At 38.2% G+C, this 18,203-nt stretch carries 19 protein-coding genes; 2 read left to right on the top strand and 17 right to left on the bottom strand.

What is annotated here, in order from left to right:
* Positions 1-64: 64 nt before the first annotated feature.
* From recR to GQR54_RS11065, 8 genes are all read right to left on the bottom strand, one after another.
* Entirely contained in the window at positions 65-673 is a 609-nt protein-coding gene (gene recR, locus GQR54_RS11095) for a recombination mediator RecR (protein WP_008165968.1), read from the bottom strand.
* Positions 674-680: 7 nt separating this feature from the next.
* On the bottom strand, positions 681-1,007 hold the full coding sequence (locus GQR54_RS11090) for a YbaB/EbfC family nucleoid-associated protein (RefSeq protein ID WP_002962306.1): 327 nt from the start codon (positions 1,005-1,007) through the stop codon (positions 681-683).
* A gap of 60 nt (positions 1,008-1,067) precedes the next feature.
* The gene (gene dnaX, locus GQR54_RS11085) at positions 1,068-3,593 is read right to left on the bottom strand and encodes a DNA polymerase III subunit gamma/tau (RefSeq protein ID WP_166377654.1); all 2,526 of its coding nucleotides are present in this window, start codon (positions 3,591-3,593) and stop codon (positions 1,068-1,070) included.
* A 3-nt stretch (positions 3,594-3,596) separates the two neighbouring features.
* Positions 3,597-4,142 (bottom strand): adenine phosphoribosyltransferase, encoded by a 546-nt coding sequence (gene apt / locus GQR54_RS11080; protein ID WP_007584093.1) that lies wholly within the window; start codon positions 4,140-4,142, stop codon positions 3,597-3,599.
* Positions 4,143-4,311: 169 nt separating this feature from the next.
* Positions 4,312-4,434 carry a hypothetical protein gene (locus tag GQR54_RS19725; RefSeq protein WP_002962301.1) on the bottom strand — a complete coding sequence of 41 codons (123 nt, stop codon included), beginning with the start codon at positions 4,432-4,434 and terminating at the stop codon, positions 4,312-4,314.
* Positions 4,435-4,506: 72 nt separating this feature from the next.
* Entirely contained in the window at positions 4,507-5,259 is a 753-nt protein-coding gene (locus GQR54_RS11075) for a putative DNA-binding domain-containing protein (RefSeq protein WP_166377653.1), read from the bottom strand.
* 36 nt (positions 5,260-5,295) lie between these two features.
* On the bottom strand, positions 5,296-6,153 hold the full coding sequence (locus tag GQR54_RS11070) for a DUF692 domain-containing protein (protein ID WP_166377652.1): 858 nt from the start codon (positions 6,151-6,153) through the stop codon (positions 5,296-5,298).
* Between the two features lie 67 nt (positions 6,154-6,220).
* Positions 6,221-6,754, bottom strand: a complete 534-nt coding sequence (locus GQR54_RS11065) for a hypothetical protein (RefSeq protein WP_166377651.1) — start codon at positions 6,752-6,754, stop codon at positions 6,221-6,223.
* 225 nt (positions 6,755-6,979) lie between these two features.
* Here GQR54_RS11065 and GQR54_RS11060 point away from each other — a divergent pair, with 225 nt between their 5' ends.
* Positions 6,980-7,960 carry a tRNA-dihydrouridine synthase gene (locus GQR54_RS11060; protein ID WP_166377650.1) on the top strand — a complete coding sequence of 327 codons (981 nt, stop codon included), beginning with the start codon at positions 6,980-6,982 and terminating at the stop codon, positions 7,958-7,960.
* A 61-nt stretch (positions 7,961-8,021) separates the two neighbouring features.
* Positions 8,022-8,348, top strand: coding sequence for a TraR/DksA C4-type zinc finger protein (locus tag GQR54_RS11055; RefSeq protein ID WP_166377649.1), 327 nt, complete (start codon positions 8,022-8,024; stop codon positions 8,346-8,348).
* A 16-nt stretch (positions 8,349-8,364) separates the two neighbouring features.
* Here the strand turns inward: GQR54_RS11055 and GQR54_RS11050 are convergent, their stop codons facing one another.
* From GQR54_RS11050 to pyrC, 9 genes are all read right to left on the bottom strand, one after another.
* Complete coding sequence (locus GQR54_RS11050; protein ID WP_166377648.1) at positions 8,365-9,411, bottom strand: hypothetical protein; 1,047 nt, start codon at positions 9,409-9,411, stop codon at positions 8,365-8,367.
* Positions 9,412-9,472: 61 nt separating this feature from the next.
* Positions 9,473-10,732: a tetratricopeptide repeat protein gene (locus GQR54_RS11045; RefSeq protein WP_166377647.1), complete on the bottom strand. Its 1,260-nt coding sequence runs from the start codon at positions 10,730-10,732 to the stop codon at positions 9,473-9,475.
* Between the two features lie 11 nt (positions 10,733-10,743).
* On the bottom strand, positions 10,744-11,361 hold the full coding sequence (locus GQR54_RS11040) for an energy transducer TonB (RefSeq protein ID WP_007583869.1): 618 nt from the start codon (positions 11,359-11,361) through the stop codon (positions 10,744-10,746).
* On the bottom strand, positions 11,361-11,765 hold the full coding sequence (locus GQR54_RS11035; RefSeq protein WP_007583867.1) for a biopolymer transporter ExbD: 405 nt from the start codon (positions 11,763-11,765) through the stop codon (positions 11,361-11,363). Before GQR54_RS11035 ends, GQR54_RS11040 begins: the two co-directional genes overlap by 1 nt.
* 14 nt (positions 11,766-11,779) lie before the next feature.
* The gene (locus GQR54_RS11030) at positions 11,780-12,304 is read right to left on the bottom strand and encodes a MotA/TolQ/ExbB proton channel family protein (RefSeq protein WP_002961709.1); all 525 of its coding nucleotides are present in this window, start codon (positions 12,302-12,304) and stop codon (positions 11,780-11,782) included.
* Positions 12,304-13,668, bottom strand: coding sequence for a MotA/TolQ/ExbB proton channel family protein (locus tag GQR54_RS11025; protein ID WP_166377646.1), 1,365 nt, complete (start codon positions 13,666-13,668; stop codon positions 12,304-12,306). Before GQR54_RS11025 ends, GQR54_RS11030 begins: the two co-directional genes overlap by 1 nt.
* Positions 13,669-13,674: 6 nt before the next feature.
* Positions 13,675-14,445: a DUF3450 domain-containing protein gene (locus GQR54_RS11020; protein WP_166377645.1), complete on the bottom strand. Its 771-nt coding sequence runs from the start codon at positions 14,443-14,445 to the stop codon at positions 13,675-13,677.
* A 1,103-nt stretch (positions 14,446-15,548) separates the two neighbouring features.
* Positions 15,549-15,752: a cold-shock protein gene (locus GQR54_RS11015; protein ID WP_002961702.1), complete on the bottom strand. Its 204-nt coding sequence runs from the start codon at positions 15,750-15,752 to the stop codon at positions 15,549-15,551.
* 438 nt (positions 15,753-16,190) lie between these two features.
* Positions 16,191-17,243 (bottom strand): dihydroorotase, encoded by a 1,053-nt coding sequence (pyrC, locus tag GQR54_RS11010; RefSeq protein WP_166377644.1) that lies wholly within the window; start codon positions 17,241-17,243, stop codon positions 16,191-16,193.
* Positions 17,244-18,203: the final 960 nt, after the last annotated feature.

Raw genomic sequence — 18,203 nt, 5'->3', positions numbered from 1 at the left:
AAAAAAGCCTACATAATTTAATCATGTAGGCTTTTATAATATCTTTTCAAATAGTGACTTAGAGTTAGTCTTGTGTAACTAAACGCCTGCCGCTAAAAGCATGCATAAGCGTTCTACCATCTACTAAATCAAGCTCGCCTCCCACAGGAATACCGTGAGCAATACGCGAAGCACCTACTTTATATTTATGACAAAGCTGAGCAATATAATGAGCCGTAGTATCGCCTTCAACGGTAGGGTTAGTCGCTAAAATAACCTCATTAATACCGCCTTGAGCAAGTTTTTGCTCTAAAACGTCTAAGCCAATTTCTTTAGGGCCGATACCGTCAATTGGCGATAAATGACCCATTAAAACAAAGTATAGCCCTAAATACTGACCTGTTTGCTCAATGGCAAGCACATCAGTAGGCGATTCAACAACACATAATATGCCGCTGTCTTGGCGTTTTGTACTTAAACAAATATCGCACTGAGCTTGTTCGCAAAAAGTACGACAAGACTGACAATGCCCTATGGCTGTCATTGCTTTAGTCAATGCATTGCCCAGCTGAGTGCCTCCCTTTCGGTCGCGCTCAAGCAAGTGAAAAGCAATACGTTGCGCTGACTTTGGACCAATGCCCGGTTGACAGCGCAGTGCTTCTATAAGCTGATTTAAACTATCTGAAAGTTGCATTATTTACTTAAAACGGCATTTTCATACCTGGTGGTAATTGCATACCGCCAGTTACTTTACCCATGCGCTCTTGTGTTTCTTCTGCAACACGGCGTACAGCATCGTTACATGCTGCTGCAAGTAAGTCTTCAATCATGTCTTTGTCGTCTTCCATAAGGCTTTCATCAAGCTGAACACGACGTACATTGTGGTTACCAAGCATGGTTACTTTAACTAAACCGGCACCGGCTTCGCCAACAACTTCTAATGTTGCGATTTCGTCTTGGGCTTTTTGCATGCGATCTTGCATTTGCTGCGCTTGCTTCATCATGTTGCCCATTCCACCTTTAAACATAACTTTCTCTCTTTCTTTTAATACATTAATTAACATGAACATAAGGGCGATTGTAAGTAATTACAATGCCTGAATACTGTTTTCGTCAATTTCGGCGCTAAATACTTGCTGAAATTGTACTATGTTTTCATCAGATGTGATCACATCGATTGCTTGTTGATGACGACCTGCATCAATTTTTTGCTGAATAAGATAAGGAGAGTCAATAACTCCCTTAGCAAAATTAATACTTAACGACACGTTATGCTCATAAATACTCGACAATGCGGCATCTAATCTTTGGCGAAGCATCGGTGTATCTAAATGCTTTTGTGATTCATCAACGTCTATATGTAAACTGTTGCCTTGCTTGGTAAATATTGAATGCAATGCAAATTGGCGCATACGACCACCCAGTCCCATACGTTTAATTAAATAAGCCCATTCATCTTGTTGATGTGCAAATCTAATTTCACTAATTGGGCTTTGAAAATCATCAGGGGCAGGAATACTTACTTCCTCTGGCACTATTTCAGGCGCTTTTTGAGGGTTTATTTGCTCAAGTAATTCTGGCGCAAGATTTTCAGTAATTGTTTGGTGCTTTGCTTTAAAATCAATCTTACTAGTTGGCTTTATGTTGGAGTGATTATGTGCCTGAGTTTGGCCCCCTGTTACTGGGAGCTCATGCTTTTTTTCACTCTCACCTTCGCTATCAGTTGCCCAAGGAGGGATATCGCCAGACCCAGTACTTGAAGGGCTATTAAGCTCACTTGCACTTGTATCTGCACTACCTTGATGAACACTTTGGGCTTTAGGCATTCTTGGATGCTGTTCTGGCTTTTTAGCAGGCGCTTGGCTTGGCTGCACTGCTACATTATTTGCAGATGTACTTGTACTCTTGCCTGATAACCTACCCGCACCCGATATGTTTCTGTCACGTAAAATACGAGCAATGGCAGATTGCGCCTGCGCTTCTTGTTCAGCTATTGGCGTACTTGCATTGTGATTTGCTAAGGGCTCTGGTGAAGACTCTGAGTTTGCAGTAGGTGCAGGTTTAAAACCCTGATCTACAGCGCTACTCATTATATCATCAAACTGCGAAGCTAACGTTTGCTCAGCATCACTATGTTGCATGTAAGCTTCATCTTCACTTTGGCGCTGGGCTTGAGCATCCGAAACAACATTGGTTTGTGGTTGATCATTAGTTGAAGCCTGTTGTTCAAAAGCGTTTTCACTTTCTTGAAGCGGTTGCTCTACTGCAACTTGGGTTGGCTCATTATTACTTTGTACGACATCATTATTCGATGTCTGAGCGGCAACATTTGGTAAAGGCTCTATCTCAAGGGATTTAGGCTGCTCTGTATTACTAACTGGCTTAGTATTATTTACAGGGACACTACTTTGGCTAGCTACAGTGTTTTGCGATGTTTTATTTTTATTTAATATATCTCGCAGTGCATTTGCGCGGCCTTGTTTATTTGGGGCCGGCTCTTCGTTTACTGTGTGTACAGTTTGTTGAGCGTCTGTAGGCTTAAATGCTAATAATCTTAGCATTATCATTTCAAAACCTAAGCGAGGCTCTGGTGCCCATTGTAAATCTTTTTTACCATTTAACAGTAACTGATAATAAATTTGAATTTGTTGTGGGCTCGTATGTTGTGCAACATGAGCAATATAATCTACATTTTTTTCATCTAGCCCTGCCGCTTCTGGCACTAACTGGGTTAGTTGAGTCAAATGCGTAAGTGCAATTAAATCATCAAGCAATGCCACATAATTAGGATTACGACTTGCCACCTGCGCAATCTCATCCATTAGCGCAGCGCCATCTTGTGCAAGTAATGCTGCAAGCAAGCTTTGGCTATAATGAGTATCCATTAAACCAAGCATAGTTTGTACTGCTTGATTATTAATATCACCATTTGTTTGTGCAATAGCTTGGTCGGTTAAGCTAAGCGCATCACGCATACTGCCATCAGCGGCTTTTGAAATAATACTAAGTGCATCAGTGTCAAAGCTAAGCTGCTCTTGAGTAAGTACGTGTTCAAGCTGTGTTTTAATCTCACTTTGCGACAAGGCATTTAAGTTAAATTGTAAACAGCGAGATAAAATAGTAACTGGTAGTTTTTGAGGATCGGTCGTCGCCAATAAAAATTTCACATGCTCTGGTGGCTCTTCAAGCGTTTTCAAAAGCGCATTAAAGCTGTGCTTAGAAAGCATGTGAACTTCATCGATTAGGTATACTTTATAACGTCCACGTGTTGGTGCATATTGAACGTTATCGAGTATTTCACGGGTGTCTTCTACTTTTGTACGAGAAGCCGCATCTATTTCGAGTAAGTCAATGTAGCGCCCTGCTTCTATATCTAAACAGCTGCTACATTGGCCACACGGATTTGCAGATATACCTTCGTCGCAATTTAAGCTTTTAGCAAAAATACGCGCAATAGTCGTTTTACCTACACCGCGGGTTCCAGTGAATAAATAAGCGTGATGCAGTCTATTTTGTGTAAGCGCATTTACAAGCGCTTGCTTAACATGAGACTGCCCAACCAATTCATGAAAGGTTTGAGGACGCCATTTTCTCGCTAGAACCTGATAACTCATCGATTACTCGCCTTCGAATTCAACCAATTTTAGGATTTTAATACCCATTTTTTTGATGCGCTGCTCGCCACCAAGTTCTGGTAGTGATACAACAAATGCAGCATCTGTGGCTTCGCCACCTAGTTTATGAACTAATTTAGCTGTGGCTTCAATTGTGCCGCCAGTTGCTAATAAGTCATCAACTAATAATACTTTATCGCCAGGTACAATTGCATCAACATGCAGCTCTAGCGTGTCTTCACCATACTCAAGTAAGTAATCTTGACGAATAACTTCGCGTGGTAACTTACCTGGTTTACGAACTGGAATAAACGGAATGCCTAATGCGTAAGACAGTGGCGCACCAAAAATAAAGCCACGTGATTCTGTGCCGATTATTTTAGTAAAACCCTGATCTTTATATTCTGCGATAAACGCGTCAATAGTTGCTTTAAAGGCTTCTGGATTTGCCATTAAAGTGGTTACATCGCGAAACATGATGCCCGGCTTTGGATAATCAGCAATTGTAGTTATGCTGTTTTTGATAATTGCTGGTGTTACTTGAGTCATAATTTTAACTGCTCAATTGTTTATATTACAAAGCAGGTGATTATAACCTTAACTAACCTTTAATTGCGAGTTTGGCGTTACTATAAAAGAAGTATTAACTATGGGGGGTAATTAAAATAAAGTGGTTCAAGGCTGAAGTAAGCAACAGCCTTAATAAACGCTATGCATTTTAAGTTAAGCTAGTGATCCAGCCTAATATTGCATTTAAACAACCAATCCCTGCAAATACAGCTAAGAAAGCAAGAAAATAAGTAGCGTTGAACGGATCTTTAAAGTCTTTATCATCTGACATTGGTACAACCTTTTATTAAGCACGACAAATAAGGCTGCCATAATAGACGATGTAAAATCATCAATAAAGACCTTAATCTTGATTTTTTGTCACAATTACACCGCGTTCAACCATTGCATTGAGGGTAACCAATGCGCCTTGAGCAATTTGATCTGCATTAAACTGTGGTGCATGAGCGAATACCTGTTGGCACACGTCGTCAAATGTCGCTCCATCACTTGCCTCAATAGTTGATAGCAACAAAGCAGTCATCGCATTCGTAGCCAGAAATTGAACGTCATCATCTTCATCTCTATATACAACAAAATAATTAGGCTGAGGTGATGGCTCTTTTGGTTTAAAGCGATTGCTAATATTTTGAACTGGAAATTGATAACTTAAATTTCTTGCCGTTTTCGATAAATACAAAGCAGAACTAGTAAGCGCTGTTGTTTGTAATTTTTGCTCTTGCTCATCTTCGTGTGCAATTGATACATCTAGCTCTACCCATTCATAGTGTGCAAGTTCTAGCATAAACACGGGATCGTATCTTTTCATTTTATAATCACTTGATAAGTAATTAATAAACTCCCCTGCTATATCTAAAAAGTACGGTGAATGACAATCATATTCGCTAAAAAACTGGCGTACAAGAACCAGCCATTGCTTGTCTGTATATAAGGTTTTTAATACCGGAAAGCCTGATGATATAAAACCTTCAATGTTATTAAAAAATAGGTCGCGATAAATGGCCATACGTCTGTCTTCGATACCGCTGGGCTTTTTATTTTTTTTAGGCTCGCGAATATGCGCCATAAATTCGTTTTGTATTTCAATAAAGCTCATAACCAGGCACTCTTTTAATATTTATAAAGGCTTATATTAAGCTCGTTGTTTTGAAACCGTTGAAGTAATGTGTTTAGCTTGTAGCTCATGAATTATATCTAACTCTTTGGTTAAAATATTCATGGTAGGGATATTAAAATCGCGCTCAAGCAAGGTTGGAAATACGCCATGCACTTCATATGCTTTATCCAGTAGCTCCCACACAGGATCAATGACATCAGCACCATGTGTATCAACTATTAAGTCATCAGCCTCATTATAATGGCCTGCAACGTGCCCATAGGCAATACGATTAGAAGGCAGCCCAGTTAAAAACGATTGTGCGTTATAGCCATGATTAATCGAATTCACATAAATGTTATTCACATCCAGTAAAAGCTTGCAGTCTGCCTGCTCTAAAATGGTATTTGTAAATTCCAGCTCTGATAATTGCTGTCCAGGAGCGCCATAGTAAGAAACATTTTCTATCGCAATTTGCTGCCCAAGTATGTCTTGTACTTGTTTAATACGAGGGACAACATGTGCTATAGCTTCTTGTGTAAACGGAATAGGCATTAAGTCATACATATGGCCTGTACCGGAACAGTAACTTAAGTGCTCACTGAAAATTTTTATATTGTGCTCTTCAAAAAAAACTTTTAAAGATTTAACAAATTCAACATCCAGTGGTTCGGGTGAACCGATAGACAGTGATAATCCATGACACACAAAATTATTTGCATCTGTTAATGTTCTAAATTGCTTTTTAAAGCGTCCACCTAGTTTTAACCAGTTCTCTGGTGCAACTTCCAAAAAATCTACTTGATTAGGTACGTGTTCAAGCAGTTCATCAAGCATTTCTCGTCGTAGGCCAAGGCCCACCATCCCGAAATCTGTACTCTGGATTTGTGTCATAACTACCTCTAACTTATCAAAAAAGGGCCTTAAGGCCCTTTTAGCATAACTTATTTAGAATAAGATATTAACGACCGCCACATTTACCTTCGCCGCACTTACCTTCTTTTTTAGTTTTTTTAGCATCGCCGCCGCATTTACCTTCACCACATTTCCCTTCTGTTTTAGCTTTTGCATCTTTTGCATCGCCGCCACATTTACCTTCACCACACTTGCCTTCTGTTTTAGCTTTTGCATCTTTTGCGTTGCCGCCACATTTACCTTCACCACACTTGCCTTCTGTTTTAGCTTTTGCATCTTTTGCATCGCCGCCACATTTACCTTCACCACACTTGCCTTCTGTTTTAGCTTTTGCATCTTTTGCATCGCCGCCACATTTACCTTCGCCGCACTTACCTTCTGTTTTAGCTTTTGCATCTTTTGCATCGCCGCCACATTTACCTTCACCACACTTACCTTCTTTAGCGTCTAGTTGGTAACCTGTCACTAATTGTTGAAACTCAAATGGGTTGGCTTGTACATCTGCAGATACAAAGCTTGCAGAGCCAACAACTACTGCACCTAAAGTTAACGCGATTGTATTTTTTTTAACTGTATTCATTTTGTGACTCTCTTTAATCAAGTATTGTAAATCTCAGCAATAAAAATGTATTTTAAATTGCTTGTATGCTTAAGTAGACCTGTACAAGAATAAAAACTTTCATTTATTTTCATAATATTTACTTTTGCGGTTTCTACATTAAATATGGTTGGTAATTACAGATTTATCAATGTGTGATTTACAGGTAAACTATGCGTCCAGTTTTTTATCAAAATTAATCACTTTATGAAACTTGTTTTAGCACCTATGGAAGGTGTCGTTGATTTTAAAATGCGCCAATTACTCACAGACATTGGTGGGTTCGATTTGTGCGTTACCGAGTTTGTAAGAGTGGTTGAAACATGCTTACCTGATAAAGTTTTTCATCGATTTTGCCCTGAGCTACATAATAATGGATTTACGCGAGCAGGTACTCCTGTGCGTGTTCAATTACTCGGCCAAGAAGCAAATCCGTTAGCCGAAAATGCAGTAAGAGCAATTGCTTTAGGATCTCATGGGGTCGACCTTAACTTTGGTTGCCCAGCAAAAACCGTTAATCGTAGTCGAGGGGGTGCTGTACTGCTTAAAGATCCTGACCACATGTATACGATTATTAAAGCAGTCCGAGATGCTGTAGATGATAAACATGAAGTAAGTGCAAAAATTCGCTTAGGCTTTGATGATGACAGTAACAGCCAAGAAATTGTTGATGCTGTGGTAAGCGCAGGCGCAAATAGTGTAGCTATACACGCCAGAACCAAACGTGATGGTTATAACCCGCCAGCTTATTGGGAAAAAATTCCACCAATAATAAAAGATAAAAATATTGCCGTTGTTGCCAATGGTGAAATTTGGCAAGTTGAGGACGCAATGCTTTGCCAAAAACGAAGTGGATGTACTGATTTGATGCTTGGTCGTGGTGCCCTTTCGCACCCTGATTTAGCAAAAAAAATTAAAGCTCATGTAAATAATGAACAATATGATGGCCTTCAATGGGAGCATATTATTTATCACTTAATTCACTCTGCTATTCATCAAGACCCTGCAAAAGATGAAAAGTACTTTGCTTCTCGTACAAAGCAATGGCTAGGTTACCTTAAACGCCAATACCCGCAAGCGATCGATTTATTTGATGAAATCAGGCGTTTAAAAAGTAAAGAAGATGTGGCAAGCATATTAAATAAATACGCCAAAGCACCGCAACTTGATTCAAATCATAACGGCTAACTTAAAGCCTCTAGATAATATCAGTATAACGTGAAGCCAATTTAATAAGGTTGTACTGATAATGCATCATCAAAAAAGACTAAACGATGAAATAGCACAAATTAAATTAAATATATTAACTATGCTTTCTAAATCAGCCTACCCTACACATCAGCATTTAATACAAGTTTTAGATAATACAGCAAACAATGAATGGTTAGACTGTGCAACAGAGAAGCTAGGTCCTGAGTATGCGTTTTTGATAAGTCGCATGACTAAATTAGAAGCGGCGGTCAGCCAAATAGAAATTGGGCAATATGGCTACTGCTGCGACTGTGAAGAAAAAATACCAGCCAAATCACTTGAACTAGACCCCGCAACTCAACGGTGTACAAAGTGCGCACAATAAGCGCACTTTCAAATCATTATATAATTTGTTGTATAAAGCTAAATGATTGCCCTGGGTAGAGTATTATATCTTCAACTAAATATTGAGCCTCTTCTTGGGTGATTTCTAAGCGTTTCATAAGGTTTACCTTCGCCTGTGGCAAAGTCCACGCATGGTAATGAATGCCAATATCTGATTCCATCATTGCAAGCATCAATGTTTTGTCTTTATCAGACATGTTCGTATTGCTCGCCATTGCAGGTAAGTCTTGATAATCAGCCTGCCAATCAAGCCCTTCAATTAATTTTTCATCCGATAGATACTGCACTAAAAACGATTTTTTATGAGAAATAGACAATTTACTATCGAATGCAACACGATCTAATACTTTTATATTTTCATTTAAAAGAGTAACCCACTCTAGCGGTGAATGTACTTCGCCGCTAAAGTAATTAAGTTTGCTCTGATACCACTGTGACCCATTTGGCAGGCCTCTCAGACCAACACTACCTCTAGGCTTGTAACTAGCTAAATAATCGCTAAAAGCTCTTATATGACTCTTAAGCGCTGGTTGAACGTCATTACTACCTATCGCACTCAATACATAGCTTTGTAGTAGTGTGAGCTCAATTTTATTCAGCTTTAAATTGCTTTGTTTAGCACTGTCTAGCGTATCTTGGGTTAACTTAAGCCAAGTAATAATATTATCCGGCGTACTTTTTGACCCCTCAAAAGCAAGCATGTTTTTTAATACGTCTACTTGAGCCGGCCAACTAAAATAGCGCGCAGGAAAACGCTCTGCAATAACCAAGTAGTTTACTTGTGCAATTTGATTGAGATTAAGCTCCATACCCATTAAGTTCTGATAAATAGTATGACGTTTAACTAAATACGCATCAGAAAAGACCAATTGCTCTTTAGTAATCCTATCGATTTTTTTAGCGTCTGGTTGTAGTACAAGTGCCATGTTTAAAGTTTTTAAAGCAACTTGTGCGTCTTCAAATGACTCATAAGGTTGAGGCTGCTTTGAACATGCAGCTAAAAATAAGCACAGTAGTAATGAAAAAGAGAGCTTTTTATACATAGTAGTTCCAATAAAAAAAGCCCCAGAGGGGCTTTTTATAAGTTGCTTTAGCTAATTAAAATTAAATTTTAACACCGTTGCGAGCGGCTTTATCTTTAATATATGTAGACCAACCCTTTGCAAACTTACGTGTGCGAGGGTCATCCATAGCTTTAGTAATTGCAGCATATGCTTGCTTATACTTACCTTGATAGTAATACGCTTCAGCTAAATCTGAATAAATAGTACCTTTTTTGTCAGAGCCAAGCTCTAATGCTTTGTTCAAACGAACAACAGCAGCACTGAATTTTTCAGATTGTAAAAGTAATGAACCAGCTTTACGGTAAAGTTCAGCATCTTCATCAAATTTAGCAGCTTCTTCATAATACTTAGCAGCTTTTTCTAGATCCTTAGAACGATGGTAGTTACTAGCAATCGCACTAACATTCTGCTTTGTACGTTCTACTTTTTCACTCTTAACGGCCTTTTCTAGCGTTACAGCTGCTTTAAAAGGGATCTCATTAAGAGAGTAAAAGTTAGATAAGACTTTATATTCAACTTCATTTTCAAAGTAACCATTCTTATATGCAACTTCCATAGTTGCTAAACCTTTAGAATAATCCTCGGTTTGTAGGTAATACTTACCTAAGCTAACCCAAGCTTTTTTATCATCAGGCCATACACGAACAATTTCTTCGCCAATTTTAACCATGTTTGCATAATCTTTAAGTTCAAAGTATGCACCAAGTTTTAGTTGGTAAGGACCTTTATTAGGTTCTTTTTGAAGTTTTATTGCCTTATCTGCTGGTTCAAAAACATCACGAAATTGCTCTAACTGATAGTTAGCTTGAGCAATACGCGTGTAAACCGTAGGATCTTCTTCACCGGTAAAATCCATCCAAGTAACATAAGCTTTTTTGGCTTCTTGATACTTTTCTGTGCCAGCATATAAATCACCTAACAGCTTTAAAGTTTGTTCTTGATCAGCAAAGTTTAAAATATCAGGGGCAACTGCTTGTTTAGAATATTTAATTGCTTCGTCATACTTTTCTTTTTGCGCGTACATGCTACCTAAGTAACGATTTACAGTCGCTTTATCAAAGTCATTCGAAGCATCGATCTCTCTAAGCAAAACAATTGCTTCATCAACTTTCTCTTCATTGTACAAGTCAAATGCTTTAATTACCTTTTTACCAGTACGCTCGCCCATGATTTTAGTTTTTGCTTTTTTACGCTCTTCAATCTTTGCGTAATCTGGCGCCGCTAAAACAGATGCACTTAAAGTAGCACCAGTCACAGACATAAGAATCGCAAGAGCAGTTACTTTAGAAAAATTTCTCATTACTCGCCTCCTTAGTTGCCTTGGTTAAGTTTAAAGTCTAATTGAACTTGTAAACCTGGTTGTTTCTGTGGTTTTCCGTCAATGATCTTAGGACGGTACTTCCACTTACGCAGTGCACGTTTAGCTTCACGGTCAAAGATACGTTTCGGGTCTGCGTCAATTACTTCAACGTCAGTTACTCCACCTAACTCGTCGATAGTGAATGAAAGTTGAACCCAACCTTCTTTACCATCACGTGCTGCTTGCGTTGGATATTTTGGTTCTATACGAACGATAGGTGTCGCATCACCATCTCGTCCAAATGCACCAGGACCACTTAGTCCACCAGCTGAACTACCAACATCAATGCTACCCATATTAAATGACATAGCACCAGGGTTTGGATTATTATTTTCCGGCTGTGGCGGCTGCGGCTTAGGCGGCTGCTTTGGCGGTGGTGGTGGAGGAGGCGGTACACGCTTCCTCTCCTGCACCTTAGATTCAGGCGGATTCGTCATTATTTCGACTATGATCTGCTCTTTTTGTTCCGTATTACGGTCAGCCCCACCAGAGATGAGGAAGGCCATGAAGTAGAACAAGCCGAAAGTAACTGCCCCACCTGCAATCAGTGAAAACAGAAAACGAATCATTACTGATCTCCAGCTATTGAAATTCTAAGGTTGTCACCCGTCGCTTTAATCTGGTCCATAACTTTAACCACTGTGCCGTGTTTAGCTTCTTTATCAGCTTGTATAATCACAACTTCAGTAGGTTGTTCTGCTAATAAACTTTCGATTTTTGCTGAAATACGTTCAACATCAATTTGTTGTTTATCAACCCAGATCTCGCCGTTACTACGAATAGCAATAAAAATGTTAGCATTTTTTTGCTTAGTAGCTTGGGCAGCTTTTGGTTTATTGACCTCGATACCAGCCTCTTTAACGAACGATGTAGTTACGATAAAGAAAATAAGCATGATAAATACGATGTCAAGCATTGGCGTCATATCAACCGCAGCTTCTTCTTCTTCACGAAAACGTTGTTTACGTGCCATATTTAATTCTCTCTCTAGTGATGAGGCATACTATCAATAAGTTTGGCTTTCACCATTTTAGCTTTTGTCTCAAGACGTGAGCTAAAAAATACTCCAGATAATGCCGCAACCATTCCAGCCATTGTTGGGATTGTTGCCATTGAAATACCTGACGCCATTAAACGTGCATTACCCGTACCCTGGTTGGCCATGGTTTCAAAAACCGAGATCATACCAGTAACAGTACCAAGTAAGCCTATTAAAGGACAAACAGCTACTAATGTCTTAATCAACAACATACGCTGATCTAATTTTTCAGACGCTTCAGAAATCCATGCTTCACGGATTCTGTGTGCGTACCAAGACGTAGTGTCTTGGCGGGCATCCCACTTTGCTACAATTTCTTTCGCTGTGCGAGGAAATTCTGCAAGTAGGAACCAATAGCGCTCAATCATTAAAACCCACATCAGAAAGAGTGCTATCGCGACCACGTATAAAACCTGGCCGCCTGTGCCAACAAAATCCCTGATAGATTCCCATATCTCCATCAGGACTAGCATTAGGCTTTCTCCTTCTCCGCGTGAGTAGCAACGATACCCGCGCTTTGCTCATCAAGGATGTGTAATACCGACTTACTACGACCAGCTACAAGAGCATGAAGTAGAATTAGTGGTAATGCAGCAATTAGACCTAGCGCTGTAGTTACAAGTGCTAGAGAGATGTTACCTGCCATGATCTTCGGATCACCCGTACCGAACAATGTGATTGTTTGGAACGTTAAGATCATACCGATTACTGTACCTAATAGACCCAGTAACGGTGCGATTGCAGCAAGAATCTTGATTATATTGATACCAGCTTCGATGCGCGGCGTTTCACGTAGAATCGCTTCATCAAGTTTAAGCTCAAGGTTTTCAACATCTTGGTTCTTGTTGTCATGGTACACTTTAAGAATACGACCCAGAGGGTTATTTGTATTCGGTGTAGCAACATTTTTAAGCTGGCTCTTAATCTTACTAGTAGTAAGTGTAAGGTCAACAAAACGAATTAGAGTAATTAGCATACCTAAAGCTAGTAAAGCTGTAATGATATAACCAACTACGCCACCTTGATGGAAATATTCCATAAGTGTCGCTTTTTGAGTGTTGATACGTAAGATAGCACCACGAGTCGGATCTATATAAACACCAGCGTAGTTATCTGATGATGTATTTTCAAGATCAGCGATACCGTCTAAAATATAACTATCTGGTTGTTTACCTAGAGGCTGAATAGACTTAGTTTCTGGTGAGTAAATTAAGTAACCATCATCTGTAACTAAGTTAAAGTTACCAATACGCGTTACTTTCTTCATTGACGGATTACCGTCAAGACCAGCAACTTCAGTTTCAAAAGTTGAAACTTTAGCTGATTCAGTCATTTCTGTTTGAAGTGAAATCCAAAGTTCTTCAAGTTCACGAACAGTTGGAAGTTCTTTAGCAGCAGCTAATGAACGTAAGATTTCTGCACGGCCAGGTTTCTCAGCACTTACTAGTGATGCTTCGATAGAACCAATAGCGTCTTGAGCTGCACGACGTACAACACCGAACATCTCACCCAAAGTACCTTGAGCACTTTGAAGAGCAGCTTCTTTTTCAGCTAAAGTGTTTTCATTTTGTGCATACTGCTTAGCTAAGCTTTCACCACGAGACTTCTCTGAAGCAAGTTCGCTTTTAGCTTTGTTAAGTAAAGATTGCTTGTCAGCACGTTCTGATAAGAACTCTTGCTCACGTTGCTTATTAATTTTACCTTCAGAGATACGCTCTTGCTTTACTTGCTCAAGTATTTTATCTAGAGCTCCAGTATTTGCATGTGCATTAAGCGCGGTACCTGCAGAAACAGTTAGTACTGCTGCAACAGCAAAACCTTTAAATAGTTTCTTCATTATTGATTACTCCGCGCCAAAGATAGGTAGTTTAACAAGTTCTAATGTCGCTTGCTTACGCGCCATACGAATAACTTCTTTAACAGGTTTTAGGTATTCTTCACCTAATTCTTTCCACTGTTTAGTGTTGTTATCCCACACCCAAGCATGTTTCAAGTCAAAAGACTGAGCAACGTAAGTGATACGACCTAACTGACCGATATCAACGTTAATGCTTTTGCCATCAACTTCTAGTGTACCTTGTGAAGCAGATACAAGTGAGCTGTATGCTGTTTCAATAGTGTAAGCTTCGAGTACTTGACGGAATTTTTCAGACGTCGTTACAGACGCAGAAACCATGATTTCACGTAGTCTTTCAACACGTCCTAAACGTGTTTCTAGATTAAATGGAACGTCCGCTTTGATGAATTGCTCAAGCGTATCGATCATGCGATACATCAGAGGCACAACGTTTTGTTTAGTGCTATCAATCGTTGCGATTTGACGATCAAACGATTCTATAGAAGCGTTTTGGCTATCTACCAAGCGCGACACGTGATCGTTATACACTTTCATAAGTTCAGTCTCATCAACGACGCTACGGTACTCAGCGATTAACTCCTGAGTTTGACCGTATACATTGTCAATTTTAGTTTGAGACTTAACCGCAGCCTTTTGAATTTCTTGACCTGCTTTTTGCACGTCATTCAAAGGATCTGCAATCACATTGCTGCTTGCAAATGCAAATGCGCCAACCAACGCAGTTGCTACAAGACTCTTTCTGATTTTAACAGACATAGTTCCCAACCAATTAAGTAATGTTACTTTTATAATTTAATTATCCTCCGAAGAGAACAACCCTGATATCTTTTAATAGATATCAACCTTCCAATAATGCTAAATGCAATTAGCGCTGTCAACTTGATGTTTACTAATCCCAGTAAATAAATCGCTAAGTTATACTTAAACAAAAGTACTAGCACACAACTGTTAACATTATTGCAACCAAGTTTGTTCTTAATATTTCAAGTAAAGCCTTTTAGGGGGTGTATTTATTCGCATTGCACTGACATAAAACAACATTATTGCAACATTTAGCTAAAGCTGAATTTTTACTTAAAAAAAACTAAAAAAAATATAAATAGATATAACAAAAGTTATTTTTTAAACGATTTCAGCACATTTTATCTCTCCAATAACACTTCATCTGAAAAAACAAACCATTTGTCGCACAAAAAAACAACACTGGATAATCTCTAATACCCCCCCCTCACTTTATGAACGCAATGTCTAAAGCCATTTATAAAACGTGTTTCCCATAAATAGTAATAATAATCTTAATAATAAGTTTCTTTCAGCAAGGCCTAATATAGCTAAATAGATATGAATAATTAGACGAGTTATATTTACCGCTTTAGGGTATTCATTAATACTATTTAACACTTGAATTTATTTAGTAACTAAGTTAATAAAAAAGCTGCCCTACTTTAATAATAATGAACTATAAATTAAGCCTAACGCTTCCATAATAGGCCATCAGAGGTCTATAGAGGTTCTCTTCCCCATTTATAAACTTCATCACACCGTCATGGCTTACATTAAAACCTACACAGATCGTTATTTAGTATCATATTTATTTAAATAAGTATCAGACCAGTTGGATAAATTGCAAGGTATGTTTTAAATGCGATATAAAGTGGTTTGATTGGTTGAATTTTGGGGTTTGTATTAAAATAGAAGATTTAAAAATATATAAAATTTGGATTTATGGATTTATGGATTTATGGATTTATGGATTTATGGATTTAAAAAGAAGGGGTTTATTAATTATGTATATAAAAAAGAATTATGGTGAAACAGAGACCTGCTTCACCAAGATGAACTAGAGTTCACATAATAAATTATGCTGCTTCTACGTTCTCAGCTTCAGGGCCTTTTTGACCTTGTTTGATGCTGAATGTCACTGCTTGACCTTCGCTAAGAGTGCGAAAACCAGAACCAGTGATTGCGCTGAAATGTACAAACACGTCAGGACCATTTTCTTGTTCAATGAAACCAAAGCCTTTAGCTTCGTTGAAAAACTTTACTTTACCAGTAACCGACATACTAAATTTTCCTGTAAGTCAATAATTAAAATTCAGCCATATTATTATGGCAATATCCTCCCTGAGTCAATGCTCAAAAATATGGAGGTACAGTACAGGAACAAGTAATAACCTAACCGGTAACCTTAAACGCAGCACAATATCCGTAAATTCAATACATAAAACTCAAAGCAAGGTAAGATTAACACATTATATTTTTTTTCGCTCTATTAATTAGGAATTATTTATTAAAAATATGATTTTGTTTTTAAATCCCTTTAACTGACTAATTTACAAGCAAAAATTATAAAGTGTTATTGTAATATATATTGCTATAAACGCGTATAAAAGCCCTCTACAACAGCAATACTGTCAAATAACACTTCAATAACATCAAAAATACAAACAAAAAAAACGCTTTAAAAATTAAGCGGCATTGGTTTAAATATAGAGTATTAACTATTTAACAGACCAATCAATAGTATCTTCTGCTTTTATAGGCACAACTTCAGAGTCGCCTAGGGTATAACTTGCAGGTACGTCCCATGATTTCCTTTGTAATGTTATTGTATCGGCATTACGCGGCAATTCATAAAAGTCAGGACCAAAGTGGCTTGCAAATCCTTCAAGCATGTCCAAAGCCGCTGCGTCTTCGAATGCTTCAGCGTATAACTCAATAGCGGCATGAGCCGTATATGCACCAGCACAACCGCAAGCAGCTTCTTTTTTATCTTTATAATGTGGTGCAGAATCAGTTCCCAGAAAAAACTTTTTATTTCCACTTATGGCTGCGGCCATTAGTGCTTGCTGGTGAATGTTACGCTTTAGGATTGGCAAACAATAATAATGTGGGCGAATTCCACCCGCTAACATATGATTACGATTATAAAGTAAATGATGGGCCGTAATTGTTGCTGCTACATTACTTGGTGCATTAACTACAAACTCTACGGCATCTTTAGTTGTAATATGCTCTAGTACAATTTTAAGTTCAGGAAAGTCATTTACCACATCCCCTAAAATTGTATCCAAAAATACTTTTTCACGGTCAAAAATATCAATTGATGAATCTGTCACTTCTCCGTGTACTAACAGCAACATACCTACTTCTTGCATTGCTTTTAAAACCGAGTAAATATTTTTTACTGATGTAACACCAGAATCAGAATTAGTTGTAGCGCCTGCTGGATATAGCTTTGCAGCTACTATCTTACCTGTTGCTTTTGCTTTTATTATTTCATCCGGTGTTGTTTTATCTGTAAGATAAAGCACCATCAAGGGCTCAAAAGTACTTTGAGGGCCTGCAGCCATAATGCGTTCTCGATAAGAAAGAGCGGTATCAGTACATGTTGCCGGTGGAACAAGGTTAGGCATAATAATAGCGCGGCCCATGTATCTGCTAATATCGCGTACAGTATCTTTTAACTGGTCGCCATCACGTAAATGTACGTGCCAATCATCAGGGCGAGTTATCGTTAATGTTGTTACTGAGTTTGTAGTTATACTAGTCATTACTTTAGTTCCACGGCTGAATTTATTCGATCATAGGCATATGCTGTTTTCGAGTAAAGATTTTATTAAAAATAATCAATAATATTTACACAAAACAAGATGTAACTTAAGGCCTGATGATCTTTCAAAATTAAAATTTATTCTATCAAGGGGTGATTCACTCGCGGCGCGAAGTTTGTAACCTAGTGAGATCGATAACTGCTCCAGCGTTATTCTAATGGCTTACATCCATATCATAGGTAGATACTTAAGAAAAATATTAAGTACCTACCTATGACAGCACAGTAATAATATTTTACGAATTGCCATCATTAAAGCTTTCATTACTATCAGGTTATTACAGCTGCAAAATACGGTACAAAAAGTGAGATTTACAAGTGGTGTTAATGAGATAACGCGGGAATTACCATGGGCAAAAGTTCAAAGGACGTATTACCGGATAAAGCACCGTCTCTTCGTTGGCTATATTATAGTTTAGCGAAATTGGGAGGTTAGTATGACAATAAAAGAAATTGTCACGTTGGTATGAAAGTACTCTAGAAAAGGTAGTTGGAATTATCAGAAATGGTCTGTCTGTTGAATTGTTAATATCGATTCAACAGACCTACTTCCATATTAGACAGCAAAGAGTAAGGCGCCCCTAAAACGAACTAAGAGCAGCGCTTGTTTATGGAGAACAACATATACTCTGCTTTCTCTAAAAACCAAACAGGCTGCTGTAAATTCAACCTCGAAAGATAAACAGACCTTAGTATGGGGCTTAAATTAAAGTAAATAATTCATAGTAGAGCGGTGATTTTCGTAAACCACTTCTCGACTTTTATAAGTAATACCTTTGTTAGTTACACATGCAAAATAAAAGCTATCCAATAAGTAGATATGATCAACCTCTATAATTCAAAAAGCTCATATTTTACATAAACTGAAAACATTCATCGTTTTATTTTGTAGAACCATTCA

Origin of the sequence: Pseudoalteromonas sp. Z9A4 (genome assembly GCF_011378845.1) — a bacterium.
Taxonomy (GTDB): domain Bacteria; phylum Pseudomonadota; class Gammaproteobacteria; order Enterobacterales; family Alteromonadaceae; genus Pseudoalteromonas; species Pseudoalteromonas arctica.
The sequence above is the reverse complement of the archived record's forward strand: the minus strand, read 5'-3'. Positions and strand labels throughout refer to the sequence as shown.